We start from the raw sequence: 19,032 nt of genomic DNA, 5'->3' as shown, positions 1-19,032 counted from the left end.
CCGGCGACGAGGCGTCAGTCCCGCTCGCGGCGCGCCCCGCGCACGGCGTACAGCACCGCCCCCGCCGCGAACGCCGCCGACGCCACGGCCCACGCCCATACCTGCGGCCCCGGCTGCATCGGCCAGGCCCACACGGAGGCGGCTCCGCCCGGGGTCCGGGGCGCGGCGAGATAGACCGCGCCGCCGTAGACGGTCATCGGCAGCCAGCTGAGCCGGGCCCCGATCAGGGCGGCCGACGCGGCCGCGACCCCGGTCGCACCGAGCACGTTGCGGACCATGCCGGGCGCCCCGAACGCCTCGGGATGCCCCGGAACGGCCAGCGCGAGGGCGGCGGCGGCCGGGACGGTGAGCGCGAGCAGGTGCGCCAGCCTGCGGGGCCACCAGCGCCGGACCGCCGTCCGGTCGAGCTCGTCGGCGGCCGCGTACAGGCTCGTCCCGATGGCCGACGATGCGAGCAGCGGGGCCAGCGCCAGGACGGGGACGCGGGCCCCGTGGGTGAGGTGGGGCTGTGCCTGGAGCCAGTGCGCCGCCCAGGCGGCGAGCAGGGCCGTGCAGGCCAGGGCCGCGGCGGTACGGGGGAGGGCGCGGGAGCGGAGATAGAGGACGGGGAGGCTCACAGGACCGGCACCTTCGAGGCGTCGCAGCTGTTGCGGGCGCTCATGTAGCGGCCCAGCCAGGCACGGCGCCCGGCGTCGGGCATGGCTTCGAGGCGGCGGAGCTCCGGGGAATCCGGAACATAGGTCATCTGCGCCGTGTGGGAACCGATCAGCCACCCGGCGACCGCGATGTCGGTCCCCGTCACGCGGTTCCAGCTCCTGGATCCCGCCTCGTGAACAGGGCAGTCCCGGTCGAGCAGCTGCCTGGCCACCTGCCAGGCGAAGTCCTCCTTGTGCTGGAGCCGCCCGCGCAGGAGGTACCAGCCGACATTCGGGGTGGGCATCCTCGCCTCGTCGGCGTGCTGCGCGGGAGGCCGGTCGACGTAACGCTTCGGTGCGCCGGGGAGCCCCTCCAACCGCCCGGTCAGCCCCGACAGCGCCTCTGTGACCTGGGGCAACAGGTGCTCCTGATGCCCGCTCAGGCAGATCTGCGGGCTTCCCTCCGTGCAGGCGATGCGGTGGGCCGCCGGGTCGTCCCGGAACATGCCGTCGCCCGTGGACACGATCAGCGGGGCGACGGCGGCCGCCACGGCGAGCGGCACGAGGGCGGCGAGCCGGCGCCGGGCCGCGACGGCGGTGAGCGCGGCGACCGCGAGTCCGCCGGTCCAGGCCGCCATGGCGGGGGCGAACCACCACACGGGCAGCCGGTCCCACAGCACGTACTGCACGGCCGGGTCGAGGTACTGCGTCGAGGTTTCCGAGTAGTTCGGCACCCCGAGCAGCAGGTACATCAACACGGCGAGCACGGGCGCGGCCAGCCGCCACCGGCACAGCACGCCGACGGCGAACCCGAGCAGTGCCATGGCCGCCAGCGCGGCAGCGTCCACGACGACGAGCGAGAGGAGCGGGCCGCCACCGCCCGCGTACGGCCAGGTGGCCGCCGATGAACCGGCCAGCGCGACCACGTACCCGGCGACCGCCCACAGCGCGAGCGGCAGCGCGGCCACGGCCATCCGCTGCCACCGCGCACGCGGCGTCGAGCGCCACAGCTCATCGGTCGAGCGCCGGTGGTCGCGGGCCCCCTGCCAGCAGGCCGCCGCGGCCGCCAGCGGGCAGGCGAGCAGGGTGGCGCCGGTGTGCAGGAGGCTCTGGGTCTCGATCCAGTCGCCCTGCCATTGGTCTGCCTTCGCGGCCATGGTCACGCCGAGCGTGAGCGCCGTGCACAGCCCGGTCCACGGGCCGACGCCGCGCCGCACCTCGGTTCGCAGCGCGGGGCCCGGGGCCTTCCGCCGCACGGGGGCTTCGGTGACGGTCATCGGGCGCCCGCCGTCGCCCGGTGGGAGCGCAGGGCCGTCGTGTAGCCGCGCTCGATCGGGCTGCCGGCGCGCTCGTCCTGGCCGCCGTCCTTGCCGAGGGCCGCCAGCTCGCGCGTCGTGCCCCGGTACGCGACGCGGCCCGCCTCGATCAGCGTCACGCCCTCGCAGGCCGTGACGACGTCCTCGACGAGGTGCGTGGAGAGGATCACCGTGGCGTGCTCGCCGAGGTCCCGCATCAGGGCCCGGAACTCGACCCGCTGTTCCGGGTCGAGCCCGGCGGTCGGCTCGTCCAGGAGCAGCAGCTCCGGCTCGTTGACGATCGCCTGGGCGATGCCGACGCGCCGGACCATGCCGCCGGACAGCGTCTTCATCCGGGAGTCGATCCGGTCGGCGAGGCCCACGCGGTCCACCGCACGCTCCACGGCAGCGGCCGCCCGCGTGGAATCCATCTCCTTGAGCCACGCCACATAGGCGACGAACTCGCGGACGGTGAACCCGGCGTAGTGGCCGAACTCCTGCGGCAGATAGCCCAGCCTGCGCCGGACCTCCGCCCGGGCACGGTGGTCGGACGCCGCGCCCACGTCGGAGCCCAGCAGCTCGATCCGCCCGGCGTCCGGCGCGGCGGCCGTGGACAGGACCCGGATCAGCGAGGTCTTGCCCGCCCCGTTGGGGCCCAGGAGCCCGTGCACACCGGGCCCGAAGTCGAGATCGACGGAGTCCAGCGCGGTCCTCCGGCGGTGCCGCACGGTCAGCCCCGACACCTTGACGGTGCTGTTCACGCGATCACGCTCATGACGTCTCCAGGTGGTCGAAGGATCGGCGGCGCAGGACGAGCAGCGCCGCGCCGAGTACGGCCGCCACCGCCCAGGCACCCTGTGCGGGGAACCCCGCGAAGTAGCGGAGCGCCGTCGGCGTTCCGTCGAGCAGCGTGGACGGGGACGTGTCGAGCGCCGGTACGGTGACGGCGGCCGCCCAGCCCGCCGCGACGACGAGGGCCGCGGTGCGGCAGCCGAGGTACGAGCCGATTCCCAGGGCCGCGAGTGTCAGGGCGAGCCCGGGCAGCAGCCAGGCCAGGGGCCCCGGGCCGCCGGCCGAGGCGGGCAGCACCGCCCAGACCAGGGCGAGCACCGGGACGGTCACCCCGAGCACTGCGGCCGTCCTGGTCAGCAGCAGCCGCAGCCCGCCGCCGGGGGAGGTGGCGATGATCTCGTGCAGGGGGTCGGCGGAGCGCCCGTACGAGACCCCGACCCCGGCGAGCGGCAGCACGGGCGCGACGAGTAGCAGCAAGGCCCGCACGGAACCACCGAGCCCACCGCCGTACGCGAGCGCGACGGCCGTGCACACCACCAGCGCCAGGGCCCCGGTCCACGGCCCCCGCAAGGCGGGCCCGGCCGCCCACAACACCCGGCCGAAGCGGTGGCGTCCGGGCAAGCGGCGCCACGCAGGCGCACGGCCGTGCCACGCGCCGGGACCGGTCACCGGACGTCCCGCCTCTGCGCCGCCGGACACCGGAACCGCCGCCGCCAGCACGGCCGCCCGGACCTCGTCCAGCAGCGGTGCCGCGGCCCCCCGACCGCGTACCGCCGCCGACACCCGCTCCGCGCAGCTCGTACAGGACTCGACGTGCTTCTCCAGGGACCAGGCGTCCGTCTCCAGGGCCGTGCCCTCCGCGTACCGCAGGACCTGATCGTCCGCCACGTGCCAGATCGTCATGCCGTGCCTCCCAGGGGACCGTTCTCCACGACCAGGCGGTCCAGCGCGGCGCGGAGTTCGCGGCGGGCCCGCAGTGCCCGGGTCTTGACCGTGCCTTCGGGTATGCCGAGCAGCCGGGCGGCCTCCCGGGTCGTCAGGCCGTCCACGACCGTCGCCCGCAGGACCTCCCTGAGCTCGGGCGAGATCCGGTCGAGCGCGGTGCCCACGTCCCCGTACTCCAGGCCGGCCAGGACCCGGTCCTCGGCGGACGGCACGGGGGCCGCCCACTGGACACCGCCCGTCTGCTCGGCCGCCGCCACGCGTTCCGTCCGGGCCCGGGTCCGCCGCGCGTCGACCAGCCGACGGGCGGCGATCACCCAGAGCCAGCCTCCGGCCTCGCTGCCCCGGTGCGCGGCGGCGGACCGCCAGACCGTCAGGAAGGTGTCCTGAAGGACCTCCCGTACGGTCTCCGCGTCCGGACACCGGCGGTTCAGCCGGGCCAGCAGCCAGCCGGAATGCCGGTCGTAGAACGCGGCGAGGGCGGCCGTGTCCCCCTGTGCGACGGCACGCAGCAGCGCCTCGTCGCTCCGGTCGTCCCCCGAGGGGCGCAAGTCGCTCACACCTCTTCTATCGGCGGTCGACCGCCGACCGGTTCACGCGCCCGGCGGCGCCGTGAACCGTACGGCCGAGGCGGGCGTGGTGACGTCCGCGTCCGCGCTGATCGCCCAGGCGGCGACCCGGGAGACGACGGCGGCGGGCACCGCTTCGCTGATCCCGGGCGCGGCCGGGACGTCGTGCGTGGCGTGGGCGTCGTGCGGGAGGACGACCCGGTAGCCCAGCTCCAGGGCGGTGCGGGCCGTCGCCTGGACGCACATCTCCGACATGACGCCGCAGACGGCCAGCGACTCCACGCCCGCCTCCGCCAGCACGGCGTCCAGGGACGTGTCCTTGAAGCCGTCGTCCCAGGTCTTGCGGATCACGGACTCCGCGGGGCCGTCCACGACCGGCAGATGCAGTGCCCAGCCCGGCGTGAACGGCTCGTCGCCCGACCCGGGGTCGCCGTCGTTCTGGAGGTGTACGACGGCCGCGCCCGCCCGCCGGGCCCGCGCCAGCAGCCCCGCCGTACGGTCCAGCAGCACGTCGGCCCCGGGGACGGCCCCCGCGCCGGTCACCCCGTCCTTCTGCACGTCCACGACGATCAGGGCATGCACGGGGAGGGGGGTCTCGGTCATGGGGCCATCCTGTCCGGCGCGGCGCCCGGGCTCCACGGAATATCGGGTGCGCTGCAAGGACTCGCTCAGGGCCGGGGCATAAGGGTCTCGCGCAGGCGGTTGACGCCCGTATGCCAAGGTCCGTCGTCCCCCTCCTCCCAGAGCTCCAGAGGCTCGGACGGCTCCGTCAGGACCCGGTCCAGCGCCCGGAGCGCGAGTTCGCGCAGGCCGGTCAGGTCCGGAAGGGGCTCGTCCGGGCCGTACGCGGAGTCGACGGGGGCGCCCCCGGGGCACTGCGCCGCTACCAGGGCGGCCGCGGCTATCGCCTCGTTCGCCACGTCCGAGTCCAGGTAGTCGGTGGTGCCGGCCGTCTCGGCCAGCGCGGCACGGACCATCCCCTCGCGCGCCTCCGGCGCGGCGTCGTCCAGCCCTCCGCACCAGTCGGCGGCGGTGTCGTTGTCGAACGGGCCCACGTCCCACGTACCCATATGCGTCTCCCTGGTGAATCGATCTCCACGCATCGTGACAGGCATCACTGACAACGCCTTCCGGGGCGCCCGCTCCACCGGGAACGCCTGATCGCTCAGAGCGAACAACGTCTGGGGAACATTGCGGGGCTCACAAGCATTGAGCCGATATAGCTCAACTTGACTGCCGAAGGGGAGATCATGGCTACTGAGTCCACTGCCGTCACACCGCTCACCCTGCCCGTGCTGCCGCTCGACGACGAGGTCGTGCTGCCGGGAATGGTGGTGCCGCTCGACCTGTCCGACACCGAGGTGCGTGCCGCCGTCGAGGCCGCGCAGGCCGCCGCCCGGGAGGGCGGGGGCAAGCCCGAGGTGCTGCTCGTCCCGCGCATCGACGGGACGTACACCGGGATCGGGGTCCTCGGGACCGTGGAGCAGGTCGGACGGCTCTCCGACGGCGATCCGGGCGCCCTCATCCGGGGCCGCGACCGGGTCCGTATCGGGGCGGGCACCAGCGGGCCGGGCGCCGCGCTCTGGGTGGAAGGGGTCCGGGTGGACGCCTCCGTCCCCGACCCTCTGCCCGGGTCCGTCGCCGATCTGGTCAAGGAGTACAAGGCCCTGGCCACCAGCTGGCTGAAGAAGCGTGGCGCCTGGCAGGTCGTGGACCGGGTCCAGCAGATCGAGGGCGTCTCCGCGCTCGCCGACAACTCCGGTTACTCCCCCTTCCTCACCACCGCCCAGAAGGTGCGGCTGCTGGAGACGACCGACCCGGTCGCCCGGCTGAAGCTCGCCATCCAGTGGCTCGGCGAACACCTCGCCGAGCAGGACGTCGCCGAGTCCATCGCCAAGGACGTCCAGGAGGGCGTCGACAAGCAGCAGCGCGAGTTCCTGCTGCGGCGCCAGCTCGACGCCGTACGCAAGGAGCTGTCCGAGCTCAACGGCGACCCGGAGGACGAGTCCGACGACTACCGGGCCCGCGTCGAGGCCGCCGACCTGCCCGAGCACGTGCGCGAGGCCGCGCTCAAGGAGGTCGACAAGCTGGAGCGCTCCTCCGACCAGAGCCCCGAGGGCTCCTGGATCAGGACCTGGCTCGACACCGTCCTCGAACTGCCCTGGACCGAGCGGACCGAGGACGCCTACGACATCAAGGGCGCCCAGGAGATCCTGGACGCCGAGCACGCCGGCCTCCAGGACGTGAAGGAGCGCATCACCGAGTACCTGGCGGTGCGCAAGCGCCGGGCCGACCGCGGGCTCGGCGTCGTCGGCGGACGGCGCGGCGGCGCGGTGCTGGCCCTGGTGGGTCCGCCGGGCGTCGGCAAGACCTCGCTCGGCGAGTCCGTCGCGCACGCCATGGGCCGCAAGTTCGTCCGCGTCGCGCTCGGCGGTGTCCGGGACGAGGCGGAGATCCGCGGCCACCGGCGTACGTACGTCGGGGCGCTGCCCGGACGCATCGTCCGCGCCATCAAGGAGGCCGGTTCGATGAACCCGGTCGTCCTGCTCGACGAGATCGACAAGGTCGGCTCCGACTTCCGGGGCGACCCGGCCGCCGCCCTCCTCGAAGTGCTCGACCCCGCGCAGAACCACACCTTCCGCGACCACTACCTGGAGGTCGAGCTCGACCTCAGCGACGTCGTCTTCCTGGCCACCGCCAACGTCCTGGAGGCGATCCCGGAGGCGCTGCTCGACCGCATGGAGCTGGTCAGGCTCGACGGCTACACCGAGGACGAGAAGGTCGTCATCGCCCGCGACCACCTGCTCCCGCGCCAGCTGGAGCGGGCGGGTCTGGAGAAGGACGAGGTCGCGCTCGACGAGCCGGCGCTGCGCAAGCTGGCCGGCGAGTACACCCGGGAGGCCGGGGTCCGGAACCTGGAGCGGGCCGTCGCCCGGCTGCTGCGCAAGGTCGCGGCCCAGCACGAACTGGGCGACCGCGAGCTGCCGTTCACGGTGGGCGCGGACGACCTGCGCGGTCTGATCGGCCGCCCGCACCACGTGCCCGAGTCCGCCCAGGACCCGGCCGAGCGCCGGACCGCGGTGCCGGGCGTGGCCACCGGGCTCGCGGTGACCGGGGCAGGCGGGGACGTCCTCTTCGTGGAGGCGTCGCTGGCCGACCCGGAGACCGGGGCGTCCGGACTGACCCTCACCGGCCAGCTCGGCGACGTCATGAAGGAGTCGGCGCAGATCGCGCTGAGCTTCCTCCGGTCGCACGGCGCGGAGCTGGAGCTGCCGGTCGCGGACCTCAAGGACCGCGGGGCGCACATCCACTTCCCGGCGGGCGCGGTCCCCAAGGACGGCCCGAGCGCCGGCATCACGATGACGACCGCGCTGGCCTCGCTGCTCTCCGGGCGGCTGGTCCGCACGGACGTGGCGATGACCGGTGAGGTCTCGCTGACCGGGCGGGTGCTGCCGATCGGCGGGCTGAAGCAGAAGCTGCTGGCCGCCCACCGCGCGGGCATCACCACCGTGGTGATCCCCAAGCGGAACGAGGCCGACCTGGACGACGTCCCGGCCGAGGTGCTGGAGACCCTGGAGGTCCACCCGGTCACCGACGTCCGCCAGGTCCTGGAGATCGCCCTCGCCCCGGCCTCGGCCGCGGCGGAGCGCAGGATTCCGGCCGCGGCGTAGGGCCTGTCCTTTGGATCAGGGCGGGCTCCGGCACCGCACCTCGCGGCGTTGTCGTCAATCACCAACGCTCCGCGTTGATTCAATCCTCCGCCTTGCGATGCACGGCACCGGAGCCCGCTCCCTGATCCGCCCTGATCCAAAGGAAAGGCCCTGGCGCCACGGCGTGACGGACGCGGCGCCACGGACACGGCCGGTACGGGCGGCCCGCCTCCCCCTCGCGGGGAGGCGGGCCGTTCCGCGTACGGGCAGGTCCTACGGGCGGTAGACCGTGCCCGGGACCGGCTCGGCGGGCGCCATCAGCTGGGGGACCGTCACGAAGGTGTAGCCCTCCTTCTTCAGCGCGTCGATGATGCCGGGCACCGCGGGCACCGTGCCCTTGTAGATGTCGTGCAGCAGGATGATGCCGTCCTTGCTCGCCTGTTCCAGGATCCGCTTCTTGATCAGCGCGGAGTCGGTCGTCGAGTAGTCCTTGGCGGTCGCGCTCCACAGGATCTGGGAGAGCCCGAGGTCCTTGCTGATCCCGGAGACGGTGTCGTCGGTGCGGCCCTGCGGCGGGCGCATCAGCCGCGGCTTCTTGCCGGTGATCGCCGCTATCGCGTCCTGCGTCTTCTCCAGCTCGGCGCGTATCTCGGCCGGCTTCTTGTCCGTGAGGATCTCGTGCGACCAGGTGTGGTTGGCGATCTCGTGCCCCTCGGCCGCGAGCCGGCGGACGGTGTCGGGGTGCTTCTTCACGTGGTTCTTGCCGAGCAGGAAGAACGTCGCGTGGACCTTCTTCTCCTTGAGGATGTCCAGCAGATGGGGCGTGTCCTCGCCCGGGCCCGCGTCGAAGGTCAGCGCTATGCACTTGGCCTTCCGGCAGTCCACCGGCCCGAACGACCCCTTGGCGTCCGACGCGGCGTCGGCACGGGCCGAACCGGGTGCGGTGGTGTCCATCGAGCAACCGCTCAGCGTCAGCGTGAGCGCTGTCACAAGGGCGACGGCCAACCCCGTACCGATCGACTTCCTCTTACTGGGCACGGCGCGCCACTCCCTCGTGTGAACGGACGCACTGGTGTGCGACCTGGAGCGATGACTATACCTGTGGGGTATACATCGAGTTCATAGTGGGGTTGGTGACGCGAAACGCCTGGTCAAGCCGTGTGCGAACACTGCGAAGCCCGGCGACGGTGTGCGTCACCGGGCTCCGCGGGGCGAAGGGGCCGCCGCCGTTATCCGTTGGCGAGTGCCTGTACGCGGTCGAGGGCACCGTTGAAGTGGTTGTGGTCACCCACCGTCGGGCCGGACGACGTGTACTGCCAGATCGTGTAGAAGCCCCAGCCGGCCGGGAGCTCGCCGACCGTGGTGTTGTAGCGGGCCACCCACAGCGGGTTGGTGGCCGCGAAGCCGCCGTTGTTGCCGGTGCAGTCCTTCCACCAGCTGGTCGCGGTGTAGATGACCGCGTCCCGCCCGGTGCGCGCCTTGTACGTGTTCACGAAGTCACGGATCCACGCGACCATCTGGGCCGCGGTCTTGCCGTAGCACTGCGCGCCGTACGGGTTCCACTCGATGTCGAGCACGCCCGGCAGGGTCTTGCCGTCCCTGGACCAGCCGCCCCCGTGGTCCACGAAGTAGTTGGCCTGCACCGCGCCGCTCGTGGTGTCGGGCGTGGCGAAGTGGTACGAGCCGCGGATCATCCCGACGTTGTACGAGCCGTTGTACTGCTGGGCGAAATAGGGGTTGGTGTAGTAGGTGCCCTCGGTGGCCTTGGTGTAGGCCCACTTGACGCCGCTGTTCCACAGCGTCGACCAGGCGACGTTGCCCTGGTGGCTGCTGACGTCGACGCCCTCGGTCTGGGCCGCGCGGCCCTCGACCGGCAGACCGCCCTTGCCGTCGTGGGCGATGACGCCCATGCCCATGGTGGCGGTGCCGCGGGCGGGTGCGGTGGGGTCGCCGCCGGCCGCGTTCGACGCGCCGGGCAGGGCGATGAGGAGGGAGAGAGCTGCGAGCAGAGTGCCGGCCGCCGCGAAGCGCGAGCGGCGGGTGGTCTTGGAGCCGGATCTGTGCACGGGCATTGCGTGCCTCCGAGGCCTCAGTGGGGGGATCTGCTGACCCGGGGGGCGCCGCACGGCGACCCCGGCGGCATGTCATGGTGTGAACATGCCATGCATGACGCTACGCACGTAGACCCGTGCGGCGGAAGAGGGCCTGGGCTGTGCCGTTGGTCTACTCCTGCGAAATACTGGCCGAGCTGCGGCGATGAGCGGCGGCGGAAGAAACTTTCAGCGGCGGGAAAGCTCATGAGGGGTGCTGACGTGCAGGGGAGCGAAAGCGGACGTGAACCCGGCGCCGACGGAGGAAGTGGTGTGGACCACGAATTCCTCGCCCTGGAGCTGGAGTTGGCCGTCTTCCTGCGGCGCGCGCGGGCCAATTCCGGGGAGATGGCCCGCGAGGTGCACCCCGAACTGGAGGCGGCCGCCTACGGCCTCTTCGTACGCCTGGAATCCGCGGGGCGGCAGCGGGCCACCGATCTCGCCGCGTACTTCGGGGTCGGCAAGGCCACCATGAGCCGTCAACTCCGCGCCCTCGAAGGCCTCGGACTGGTGGCCCGGGAGCCCGATCCCGCCGACGGGCGCGCCTTCCTCGTCCACCTCACTGAAGAGGGCCTCGCCCGATTCCGCAGCGTCCGCGACGCCCGCCGTGACCGCTACGTCCGCAAGCTCGCCGACTGGGACCGCGCCGAGGTGGCCGAACTGGCCCGGCTGCTGCATCAGCTGAACGCCCGCGCCGAGGACTGAGAGGGCGCCGGACGCCTCACAGCCGGGCGTAGACCGCCGTCGCGTCGTCGTGGGTCTTGCCGCGCACGTGCTCACGCTCCGTGTCCGCGGCCTCCAGGGCGCGGACCCGGTCGATCAGCCCCTGCGGGCCCTCCTTGTCCAGCACCCCGAGGCACGCCGACCAGTCGCCCTCGCCGAACATCTCCGTCCAGCGGCTCGCCCCGTCCGTCATCGCCGCCAGCGCCCGCACACCGGCGCGCGGCGCCCGCCCCGTGACCGCCCGCTCCGCCACGGCCGGGTCGGCGGCGGCCGTGAAGAAGCCGCCCTCCTTGTTGCGCGCCCGGGCGTCCGCCACCGCCTCCGACACCAGCAGCTCCCGCGGCAGCCGGTCGAGCCGGTCGTCCAGGACCGCGCGGACCTCCCCGTCCGGCGACTCCAGCAGCAGCACCGAATCGGACAGCACCAGGTACTCGATCCCGGCCTCGTCCCAACGCACCACGACGACGGTCGCCTGTGGGGTACGTACGTGAGAAAGGTCACACGTGGGGCGGTGGGCGTCCGCGGTGCGCCGGATGGACTCCGCGAGGATCTCCCGCAAGGTCAGATCCCGTCGCGAACCGGACAGTTCGACCAGCGCCCCGCCCAGCCGCGCGGTGAACCACGGAACCGAGTGCACACAACCGGCGTCGCCCCGAGGCGGGGTGACGCCGTCGAGCAGCACCAGCCCTCCGCCCCGACCGGACGCAGGGAGGACGGTGGCCGTCCAGTCCTCGTTCGGGCGATCGGGAGCACCGGCGGCGGTCGCGAGTTCGATACGCATGCGGCCAGTCTGCACGATGCCTTCACCGTGCCTGCACGGTACCGGGATTGGTGCGTACCAGCAGGTCAGAAGGTCGGCGGGGGCGGAAGGAATCACTCCGCGCCGGGGTGCGGGCGGGCATCCTGCCAAAGCCCGCCCGGAAGTTCCAGCCGGTGTCCGCGCATGGCGCCGGAGCCCGCTGGGGAGACTTGTTCGCCAACTCGGGAGTGATGTTCACTCGTTCGTGTGGCGGAGCGGTTGATGCGCGCCCCCTCCTGAAAAGCACTGGAATGGTCGGGGCCGTACCAGGGGGCGGGACGCTCGTTCATGTGACCGTGCGTCACCTCTGCTTCAAGGGCGGACGAGTCAAGATTGCGAGCACCGGTGCAGAAGAAGCGGCCTCGGAGCAAGGGCGGCAGCAACAGCGGTTCCGGAGCGGCGCCGACGGCCCCGGCCGAGGGCGGTCGCACCGTACGCGTCCGCAACCGGCTGATCGCGGGCGTCGCCGTCGTCGGGATCACCGTCATAGCGGCGGGGACACCGGCCGTGCTCGCCGCCTCGTCCGACCTCACCGACTCCCAGCACCTGGTCACCCTCGCCGAGCTCAACCAGCAGGCGATCACCCTGGCCCACTCCCTCGCCGACGAGCGCGACGAGGTCACCACGTACATCGCCGGCGGCCGCAAGGGCGAGCCGGGCAACCGGGGCGCCCGCGTCGACCAGCAGGTGGACGAGATCCGCGAGGCGGCCCCGGCCGACCTGCTGCGCGACCTGTCCACCATCCCCTCGCTGCGCCGGGACGCGGTCAGCGGCAAGGGCACGGCGCTGGAGGCCCACCAGGCGTACTCCGAGGTCATCGCCAAGCTCCACGGCCTCGCCGACGAACTCGCCCGCTCCACCCCGCCGCGCGCCGCCGACGCGACCCGCACCCCGCAGGCGCTCGGCCGGGCCACCGAACAGGCATCCGCCGCCCGCGGGCTGCTGCTCGCCGCGCTCGCCGTGCCCCGGCCGGAGCCGGAGACCCCTCGGATCGACCCGTTCACCGGCCTCCCGCTCCAGCCCCAGGACGAGGGCGAGACCAAGGAGGACCGCACCCGCGACGCGCTGAGCGCCGCAGCCCAGCAGGCCCGGGTCGGTGAACTCTCCGCCCTCGCCGACTTCGACCAGGCAGCCGGCGCCACCGCCCGCGACAAGCTGTCCTCCACCGTCACCGGACCCGAGGTCAACAGCGCCGAGAAGTACCTCGCCGAGCTGACCGACCGCCCCGAGCTGTCCGACGACGACCTGAAGGTCAGCGACAAGAAGGTCTCGGCGGCCCTCTCCGCACGCGTCGACCGGATGCGCTCCGTGGAGGCCGCGCTCGGCACCACCCAGGTCCAGCGCCTCGAACAGCTCCGCGACGACGACGTCACCGCGCTCGAACTGCGCATCGCGCTCCTCGGCGGCTGCCTGCTCGTGGCCGTCGCCGTCTCCACCGCCGTCGCCCGCACCCTGACCCAGCCGCTCGCCGTGCTGCGGATCGGCGCGGCCCGGCTCGCCGCCGAACCCGCCACCGCCGAACCGGTCCGCTACACCGGCCGCAACGACGAGTTCGCCCAGGTCGTCCGCTCCATCAACGCCCTGCACGGCCGGCTGCACGGACTGCTCACCGAGTTCAACGGGCGCTTCGAGAAGCTGGAGACCGAGCGCGCCGAGCTGATCGCCGGCCGCGAGGCGCTCACGGTCCAGCGCGCCGAACTCCAGGTGCGCGCGGCCGACCTGACGGCCCAGCTGGAGAAGCTGAAGAACACCGTCCACCACACCTTCGTCAACCTCTCGCTGCGCACCCTCGGCCTCGTCGAGCGGCAGCTCGGCGTCATCGAGTCGCTGGAGGAGCGCGAGCAGGACCCGGAACGGCTCGGCACGCTCTTCAAGCTGGACCACATGGCCACGGTCATGCGCCGCCACAGCGAGAACATGCTGGTCCTCGCCGGTGCGGACCACGGCCACGGCCACCCGGGCCCGATCCCGCTGGTCGACGTCCTGCGCGCCGCCGTCAGCGAGATCGAGCGGTACGAGCGGGTCACCATCCAGTCGCTCCCGCCGCACGCCCAGGTCGCCGGGTTCGCCGCCGACGACCTCAGCCACCTGGTCGCGGAACTCCTGGAGAACGCCACCTCGTTCTCCCCGCCCGACTCCCACGTCCAGCTCTCCGGCTGGCTCCTGGAGAGCGGCGAGGTGATGCTCTCCGTGGAGGACGAGGGCATCGGCATGTCCTCCGTACGGATGGGCGAGCTGAACACCCGCCTCGCCGACCCGACGCTCTTCGAGGCCGGCGAGCAGAACGCGGACGGGGCCGGACTCGGCCTCCAGGTCACCTCGCTGCTCGCCGCCCGGCACGGCGTACGGGTGGAGCTGCGCGACCAGAAGGGGAGCGGGGTGACCGCGGTCGTCGTGCTCCCGGAGGCCCTGCTGCCCAAGGCCCTCCCGGCCGCGACGCCCCCGCCGGTCACCGCCCCCGGCGACGCGCCCACGCTCAACCTGCCGGGCTCGGTCGCCGAGGCCAACTCCAACACCCTGCCGGGCCGCGCCGCTTCCACCTCCGACGACCCGATGATCGCGGCGGCGGAGCGAGCCCTCGCGGGGGCGGCGAAGCCGCCCGTGGCGCCGGAGGCGCCGGTGACCCCTGAGGCGCCGGTGACCCCTGAGGCGCCGGTGACCCCTGAGGCGCCGGTGACCCCTGAGGTCACCGAGGCGCCAGTGGCCCCGGAGGCCCCGGAGGCTGATGCGGCCCCCGAGGCCCCCGTGCCCCCCGAGGCCCCTGAGGCCACCGCCCCGGACCCCGGGCCTGCCCCGGACCCCGAGGCCACCGCCCCGCACCCCGGGCCCGCCCCGGACCCCGAGGCCACCCCCCAGCCGGACACGGACACGCCCCACGACCCCGAGCGCACCCTTCAGGTCCGCCTCCCCAGGCCGCCGCGGACGGAGGACGCCACCGTCGCCGGCCCGTACGCCATCGGCCCCGACCGCCATGAGCGCGCCGCCGACCAGGCCCCGCACGCGGACCCGGCCCCGCAGCTCCCCGCGGCGGCCGCCCCGGCCACCGCCGAGCGCCCCGAGACCGTCCCCGCCCCCCGCAGGCCCGAGGCCGAGGCCGTCACCGGCAAGGGGCTGCCCAAGCGGACGCCCAAGGTCGTCCGGCCCGCCGGGGCGCCCGCCGCCGAACGGCGGGGGAGCGTCGACAAGGAGGCCCTGCGGCGCCGGCTCGGCGGCTTCCACCAGGGCGCCAAGGACGGCCGCCGCGACGTCGAGGCCGAGCTGGCCGATGACGCGGGCACCGCGAGCACCACACGTACCGAGCACGCCGAGCCGGCAGGCCGTACCGACGGCCGGACCGGAGAGACGGGGGACACAGTCGAGGAGGCACGCAGTTGACTGCGCCCAGCACATTCGGGCTGAGCACCGAGGCCCGGAACCTGCACTGGCTGCTGAGCAATCTGGTGGAGGAGGTGCCAGGGGTCCACTCGGTCACCGTCGTCTCGTCCGACGGCCTGATGCTGCTGTCCTCGGACCCCGGCCACCACGCCGCCGCCGAGTCGGAGGCCCCGCGGAGCGGACCGCGCGGCTCCAGCGCCGACCTGGCGACCATCGTCTCCGGCATCGGCAGCCTCACCGTCGGCGCCGCGAAGCTCATGGAGGGCGGCGGCGTCAAGCAGACCATGGTCGCCATGGAGGAGGGCAGCGTCTTCGTCATGTCGATCAGCGACGGATCGCTGCTCGGCGTGCACGCCGCCCCCGACTGCGACATGGGCGTCATCGCGTACCACATGGCGCTGTTCGTCGGCCGTGCCGGACACGTACTCACCCCCGAACTCCGCAGTGAACTGCGCAAATCGATGGAGAGCACCCAGTGAGCCACGCCGCTGCCGGACCCGCCCGCAAGCTCCCCGTACGAGGGGCCGGCAAACGGCCCGCACGGGTCCGCCCGTACTCGCTGACCGGCGGCCGCACCCGCTTCGGGCACGTCCTGCTCGTCGAGACGTTCGTCGCCGCGCTCGAGGCCCCCGAGGAGCGCCGCGAACTCACCAACGGCAACCTGGCCTCCCGGGTGATGCCGGAGCTGAGGGCCATCGTCGAGATCTGCCGGCGGATGCGCACGGTCGCGGAGATCTCCGCGCTGCTGAAGATGCCGCTCGGCGTGGTCAGGGTGCTGCTCAGCGACTTGGCCGACCAGGGAAAGATCCGCGTGTACGGGACGGGGCACGGCACCGGCCAGCCCGACCGCGCACTGCTCGAAAGGGTGCTCGATGGACTCCGCCGTCTCTGAGTCGCTGTTCGCACCGCGGCAGCCCGGCCCGGAGGACCAGCCCGAGGAGAAGCTCCAGCCCTGGCAGCTGGACCGCACCCGGGCCCCGATCGCCACGAAGATCGTGGTCGCGGGCGGCTTCGGCGTCGGCAAGACGACGTTCGTCAGCGCGGTCTCCGAGATCACCCCGCTCCAGACCGAGGCCATGATGACCCGGGCCAGCGAGGACACCGACGACCTCAGCGCCACCCCGGACAAGGCCACCACGACGGTCGCCATGGACTTCGGCCGGCTGACGCTCGACGACGACCTCGTGCTGTACGTGTTCGGCACGCCGGGCCAGCAGCGGTTCTGGTTCATGTGGGACGACCTGGTGCGCGGTGCGATCGGTGCCGTCGTCATGGCCGACACCCGCCGCCTCGCCGACTGCTTCCCCGCCCTCGACTACTTCGAGAGCTGCGGGCTGCCGTACATCGTGGCCGTCAACCACTTCGAGGGAACGCCGGGCTTCGAGGCCGAGGACGTCCGGGAGGCCCTGACCGTACCCGCGCACGTGCCGATAGTGATCATGGACGCGCGCAACAGGATCACGGTCGTCGAGTCCCTGCTGGCCCTCGTCGGCCACGCCCTCGACGCCACCCCCGCGTAGCCCCCTCAGCACCACACAACGGAGAACCGCGATGCGGAAGATACTGATAGTCGGAGCCGGTCAGTCCGGGCTCCAGCTCGCCCTCGGACTGCAGTCCAAGGGGTACGAAGTCACCCTGATGTCCAACCGCACCGCCGACGAGATCCGCTCCGGCCGGGTCATGTCCACGCAGTGCATGTTCCACACCGCGCTCCAGCACGAGCGGGACCTCCAGCTCAACTTCTGGGAGTCGCAGGCCCCGCGCATCGAGGGCCTCGGCGTCTCGGTCGCCGCCCCCGACTCCTCGCGCGCCGTCGACTGGGTCGGCAAGCTCGACGGGTACGCGCAGTCCGTCGACCAGCGCGTCAAGATGGCCGGCTGGATGGAGACCTTCGCCCAGCGCGGCGGGCAGCTCGTCATCCACGGCGCGGCCGTCTCCGACCTGGACTACTTCTCCCGCACCTACGACCTGGTGATGGTCGCGGCCGGCAAGGGCGAGCTGGTCTCGATGTTCGGCCGGGACGCGGCTCGTTCACCGTACGACGCCCCGCAGCGCGCGCTGGCCGTCGCGTACGTGCACGGCATGGGCCCGCGCCCGGAGCACCCGGAGTTCGACGCGGTCCGCTGCAACCTGGTCCCGGGCGTCGGCGAGCTCTTCGTGATGCCGACCCTGACCACCTCCGGCCGCGCCGACATCCTGTTCTGGGAGGGCGTCCCCGGCGGGCCGCTCGACGCGTTCCAGGGCATCAAGGACCCCTCCGAGCACCTGGCGAAGACGCTGGAGCTGATGGAGCGGTTCACGCCCTGGGAGTACGCCCGCGCCACCAAGGTCGAGCTGACCGACGCCAACGGCACCCTCGCGGGCCGGTATGCCCCCACCGTCCGCAAGCCGGTCGGCCGGCTGCCCGGCGGCGGTCTGGTGCTCGGCGTCGCGGACGTGGTCGTCGCCAACGACCCGATCACCGGCCAGGGCTCGAACTCGGCGTCCAAGTGTGCCGACGCCTACCTGAACGCGATCGTCGAGCACGGCGACCGCGCGTTCGACGAGGCGTGGATGCAGGCCACCTTCGACCGCTACTGGGACACCGCCCAGCACGTCACCAAGTGGACCAACGCGATGCTCGGCGTCCCGCCGGAGCACGTGCTGAACCTGATCGGCGCCGCCGGGCAGCTCCAGCCCGTCGCGGACCGGTTCGCCAACGGCTTCAACGACCCGGCGGACTTCGAGAACTTCTTCTTCGAGCCGGAGAAGACGAACGCCTACCTCGCCTCGGTGGCGGGCCCGGCCGCCTGACCCCGCGCCCCTCCGGTCCCGGCCGTCACGAGGCCGGGGCCGACGAGGCCCCGTACCCCTCGTCGGAGCCGTCCGTCGCTCCGTCGGGGAGTTCGGGGCCCTCGTACGAGGCCAGCGGCGAGCCGTCCGGGTCGGGCCGGACCGCGCCGAGCACCGGGTTGGACGCCACGGGCGACACCTTCACGCTGGTGCCGGGGCGGGGCGCCTGCACCACCAGGCCGTTGCCGATGTACAGCGCCACATGGGTCGCCTTCGGGAAGTAGACCACCAGGTCGCCGGGGCGCAGCGCGTTCATCGGGACCCGGGTCAGCTGCCGCCACTGCTCCTGCGAGGTGCGCGGGATGACGCGGCCGGCGCTCGCCCAGGCCTGCGAGGTCAGCCCGGAGCAGTCGAAGGAACCGGGGCCCTCGGCGCCCCACACGTACGGCTTGCCGATCTGCCGGACCGCGTACCCGACGGCCTGGCCGCCCTGGGCGGTCGGCGGCCGGGACGAGGAGAGCGCCCCGGAGGCGACCAGGGCGTCCTGAGCCTTGTCCGTGTTCTTCCGGGCCAGGCCGGAGACCTCGTCGAGCTGGTCCGCCGAGAGCGTGGCGATCTTCGCCTCCACCTGTTTCAGCCGGGTCCGCACGGTGTCGCGGTCCTTCTTCTTGCGCGCGGCGAGCGTCCGCTGCTCGGCCAGCACCTTGCGGGACTCCTTCGCCAGCTCGTCGGCCCGCTTCTCGGCCGTGCCGAGCCGCCGCACGCTCGCCGCCCGCCCGGCGGCCAGCCGCTGGATGACCTGGCCCTGGGTCAGGGCGGCCTCGGGGTCGCGCATCAGCAGCAGCCGCAGATACGCGGAGAGTTCGGACCGGCCCTGGTACTGCTCGCGGGCCAGCTGCCCGGCGGCGTCGCGGCTGTCGGCCAGCGAACGGCGGGCGGTGACGAGGGCGGCGTCCAGCTTCTTCGCCCGTGCGGCCCGCTTCTTCAGCTCGGCCGCCGTGCCGTTGTAGGCCTCGGTGGCCTCTTCGGCCTGCTGGTAGAGCCGTTGCAGCTCGCTCAGCAGCCCGGCGACACCGCCGGCCGGGGCGCCGGGGACGGCGGGCGCGGGCGAGGGGGCCGCGACCGCGGTGGCCGGGGAGACCACGACGACGGCGGCCAGGGCCGCCGTACCGAAGGAACGCACCAGGGTGCCCGACGACATGTCATCACCTCCGAAATCGGGGTGAATCGTGCGACTACCCCATGAGTGAGCGCAATTCGTCCATACGCTCACCCGTGGCGGGGGGTGATGCAAGAACCCGCGGGCGTGGCGACGGGCCACCGCCTCCGGATTCGCCCGGAAGGCGGCGGCCCGTACGCCGGGTGGGTGCGGGTGGGGTCAGGCCGCCGG

At 73.2% G+C, this 19,032-nt stretch carries 18 protein-coding genes; 7 read left to right on the top strand and 11 right to left on the bottom strand.

Going from position 1 to position 19,032, the window contains the following annotated elements; genetic code table 11:
• Positions 1-14 precede the first annotated feature (14 nt).
• From BLW14_RS09610 to BLW14_RS09580, 7 genes are all read right to left on the bottom strand, one after another.
• On the bottom strand, positions 15-617 hold the full coding sequence (locus BLW14_RS09610) for a hypothetical protein (protein WP_093706244.1): 603 nt from the start codon (positions 615-617) through the stop codon (positions 15-17).
• Positions 614-1,912 (bottom strand): hypothetical protein, encoded by a 1,299-nt coding sequence (locus tag BLW14_RS09605; protein ID WP_093706242.1) that lies wholly within the window; start codon positions 1,910-1,912, stop codon positions 614-616. The genes BLW14_RS09610 and BLW14_RS09605 overlap by 4 nt, the downstream gene beginning before the upstream one ends.
• Entirely contained in the window at positions 1,909-2,691 is a 783-nt protein-coding gene (locus BLW14_RS09600; protein WP_093706241.1) for an ATP-binding cassette domain-containing protein, read from the bottom strand. Before BLW14_RS09600 ends, BLW14_RS09605 begins: the two co-directional genes overlap by 4 nt.
• A gap of 10 nt (positions 2,692-2,701) precedes the next feature.
• A complete protein-coding gene (locus BLW14_RS09595) occupies positions 2,702-3,625 on the bottom strand; it encodes a hypothetical protein (RefSeq protein WP_093706239.1) in 924 nt (307 codons plus the stop codon).
• Positions 3,622-4,224, bottom strand: a complete 603-nt coding sequence (locus tag BLW14_RS09590; protein WP_093706237.1) for an RNA polymerase sigma factor — start codon at positions 4,222-4,224, stop codon at positions 3,622-3,624. Before BLW14_RS09590 ends, BLW14_RS09595 begins: the two co-directional genes overlap by 4 nt.
• A gap of 33 nt (positions 4,225-4,257) precedes the next feature.
• Complete coding sequence (locus BLW14_RS09585; RefSeq protein ID WP_093706235.1) at positions 4,258-4,836, bottom strand: isochorismatase family protein; 579 nt, start codon at positions 4,834-4,836, stop codon at positions 4,258-4,260.
• Positions 4,837-4,901: 65 nt separating this feature from the next.
• Complete coding sequence (locus tag BLW14_RS09580; RefSeq protein ID WP_093706233.1) at positions 4,902-5,303, bottom strand: DUF4259 domain-containing protein; 402 nt, start codon at positions 5,301-5,303, stop codon at positions 4,902-4,904.
• Positions 5,304-5,483: 180 nt separating this feature from the next.
• On the opposite strand from BLW14_RS09580, the gene lon reads away from it, so the two are divergent.
• A complete protein-coding gene (gene lon, locus BLW14_RS09575) occupies positions 5,484-7,904 on the top strand; it encodes an endopeptidase La (protein WP_093706231.1) in 2,421 nt (806 codons plus the stop codon).
• Between the two features lie 252 nt (positions 7,905-8,156).
• On the opposite strand, the gene BLW14_RS09570 is transcribed toward lon, so the two are convergent.
• Entirely contained in the window at positions 8,157-8,837 is a 681-nt protein-coding gene (locus BLW14_RS09570; protein ID WP_256332992.1) for a polysaccharide deacetylase family protein, read from the bottom strand.
• 275 nt (positions 8,838-9,112) lie between these two features.
• Positions 9,113-9,955 carry a lysozyme gene (locus BLW14_RS09565; protein WP_093706227.1) on the bottom strand — a complete coding sequence of 281 codons (843 nt, stop codon included), beginning with the start codon at positions 9,953-9,955 and terminating at the stop codon, positions 9,113-9,115.
• 225 nt (positions 9,956-10,180) lie between these two features.
• Here BLW14_RS09565 and BLW14_RS09560 point away from each other — a divergent pair, with 225 nt between their 5' ends.
• Positions 10,181-10,678: a MarR family winged helix-turn-helix transcriptional regulator gene (locus BLW14_RS09560; RefSeq protein WP_371128059.1), complete on the top strand. Its 498-nt coding sequence runs from the start codon at positions 10,181-10,183 to the stop codon at positions 10,676-10,678.
• A gap of 16 nt (positions 10,679-10,694) precedes the next feature.
• Here BLW14_RS09560 and BLW14_RS09555 read toward each other — a convergent pair whose 3' ends face one another.
• On the bottom strand, positions 10,695-11,477 hold the full coding sequence (locus BLW14_RS09555; protein ID WP_093706223.1) for a protein phosphatase 2C domain-containing protein: 783 nt from the start codon (positions 11,475-11,477) through the stop codon (positions 10,695-10,697).
• 363 nt (positions 11,478-11,840) lie between these two features.
• On the opposite strand from BLW14_RS09555, the gene BLW14_RS09550 reads away from it, so the two are divergent.
• The 5 genes from BLW14_RS09550 to BLW14_RS09530 are packed head-to-tail and all read left to right on the top strand — an operon-like array spanning position 11,841 to position 17,663.
• Complete coding sequence (locus BLW14_RS09550) at positions 11,841-14,870, top strand: sensor histidine kinase (protein ID WP_093706221.1); 3,030 nt, start codon at positions 11,841-11,843, stop codon at positions 14,868-14,870.
• Positions 14,867-15,349: a roadblock/LC7 domain-containing protein gene (locus BLW14_RS09545; protein WP_093706219.1), complete on the top strand. Its 483-nt coding sequence runs from the start codon at positions 14,867-14,869 to the stop codon at positions 15,347-15,349. Before BLW14_RS09550 ends, BLW14_RS09545 begins: the two co-directional genes overlap by 4 nt.
• Positions 15,346-15,762 (top strand): DUF742 domain-containing protein, encoded by a 417-nt coding sequence (locus BLW14_RS09540; protein WP_018521102.1) that lies wholly within the window; start codon positions 15,346-15,348, stop codon positions 15,760-15,762. The genes BLW14_RS09545 and BLW14_RS09540 overlap by 4 nt, the downstream gene beginning before the upstream one ends.
• Positions 15,743-16,390, top strand: a complete 648-nt coding sequence (locus tag BLW14_RS09535; RefSeq protein WP_093706217.1) for a GTP-binding protein — start codon at positions 15,743-15,745, stop codon at positions 16,388-16,390. The genes BLW14_RS09540 and BLW14_RS09535 overlap by 20 nt, the downstream gene beginning before the upstream one ends.
• Positions 16,391-16,421: 31 nt before the next feature.
• On the top strand, positions 16,422-17,663 hold the full coding sequence (locus BLW14_RS09530) for a styrene monooxygenase/indole monooxygenase family protein (protein ID WP_093706215.1): 1,242 nt from the start codon (positions 16,422-16,424) through the stop codon (positions 17,661-17,663).
• A gap of 25 nt (positions 17,664-17,688) precedes the next feature.
• Here BLW14_RS09530 and BLW14_RS09525 read toward each other — a convergent pair whose 3' ends face one another.
• Positions 17,689-18,843, bottom strand: a complete 1,155-nt coding sequence (locus BLW14_RS09525) for a C40 family peptidase (protein ID WP_093706213.1) — start codon at positions 18,841-18,843, stop codon at positions 17,689-17,691.
• Positions 18,844-19,032: the final 189 nt, after the last annotated feature.

Source organism: Streptomyces sp. 2131.1 (assembly GCF_900105515.1).
In the GTDB taxonomy this organism is placed as follows: domain Bacteria; phylum Actinomycetota; class Actinomycetes; order Streptomycetales; family Streptomycetaceae; genus Streptomyces; species Streptomyces drozdowiczii.
Note: the sequence above shows the minus strand (reverse complement) of the source record. Positions and strands in the feature narration are given on the sequence as shown.

Excerpts from the sequence above, each read along its gene's own strand:
- BLW14_RS09555 (WP_093706223.1), bottom strand. The coding sequence starts at position 11,477 with ATGCGTATCGAACTCGCGACCGCCGCCGGTGCTCCCGATCGCCCGAAC.
- BLW14_RS09560 (WP_371128059.1), top strand. The coding sequence starts at position 10,181 with ATGAGGGGTGCTGACGTGCAGGGGAGCGAAAGCGGACGTGAACCCGGC.
- BLW14_RS09580 (WP_093706233.1), bottom strand. The coding sequence starts at position 5,303 with ATGGGTACGTGGGACGTGGGCCCGTTCGACAACGACACCGCCGCCGAC.
- BLW14_RS09605 (WP_093706242.1), bottom strand. The coding sequence starts at position 1,912 with ATGACCGTCACCGAAGCCCCCGTGCGGCGGAAGGCCCCGGGCCCCGCG.
- lon (WP_093706231.1), top strand. The coding sequence starts at position 5,484 with ATGGCTACTGAGTCCACTGCCGTCACACCGCTCACCCTGCCCGTGCTG.
- BLW14_RS09570 (WP_256332992.1), bottom strand. The coding sequence starts at position 8,837 with ATGGACACCACCGCACCCGGTTCGGCCCGTGCCGACGCCGCGTCGGAC.
- BLW14_RS09535 (WP_093706217.1), top strand. The coding sequence starts at position 15,743 with ATGGACTCCGCCGTCTCTGAGTCGCTGTTCGCACCGCGGCAGCCCGGC.
- BLW14_RS09585 (WP_093706235.1), bottom strand. The coding sequence starts at position 4,836 with ATGACCGAGACCCCCCTCCCCGTGCATGCCCTGATCGTCGTGGACGTG.
- BLW14_RS09525 (WP_093706213.1), bottom strand. The coding sequence starts at position 18,843 with ATGTCGTCGGGCACCCTGGTGCGTTCCTTCGGTACGGCGGCCCTGGCC.
- BLW14_RS09595 (WP_093706239.1), bottom strand. The coding sequence starts at position 3,625 with ATGACGATCTGGCACGTGGCGGACGATCAGGTCCTGCGGTACGCGGAG.
- BLW14_RS09565 (WP_093706227.1), bottom strand. The coding sequence starts at position 9,955 with ATGCCCGTGCACAGATCCGGCTCCAAGACCACCCGCCGCTCGCGCTTC.
- BLW14_RS09530 (WP_093706215.1), top strand. The coding sequence starts at position 16,422 with ATGCGGAAGATACTGATAGTCGGAGCCGGTCAGTCCGGGCTCCAGCTC.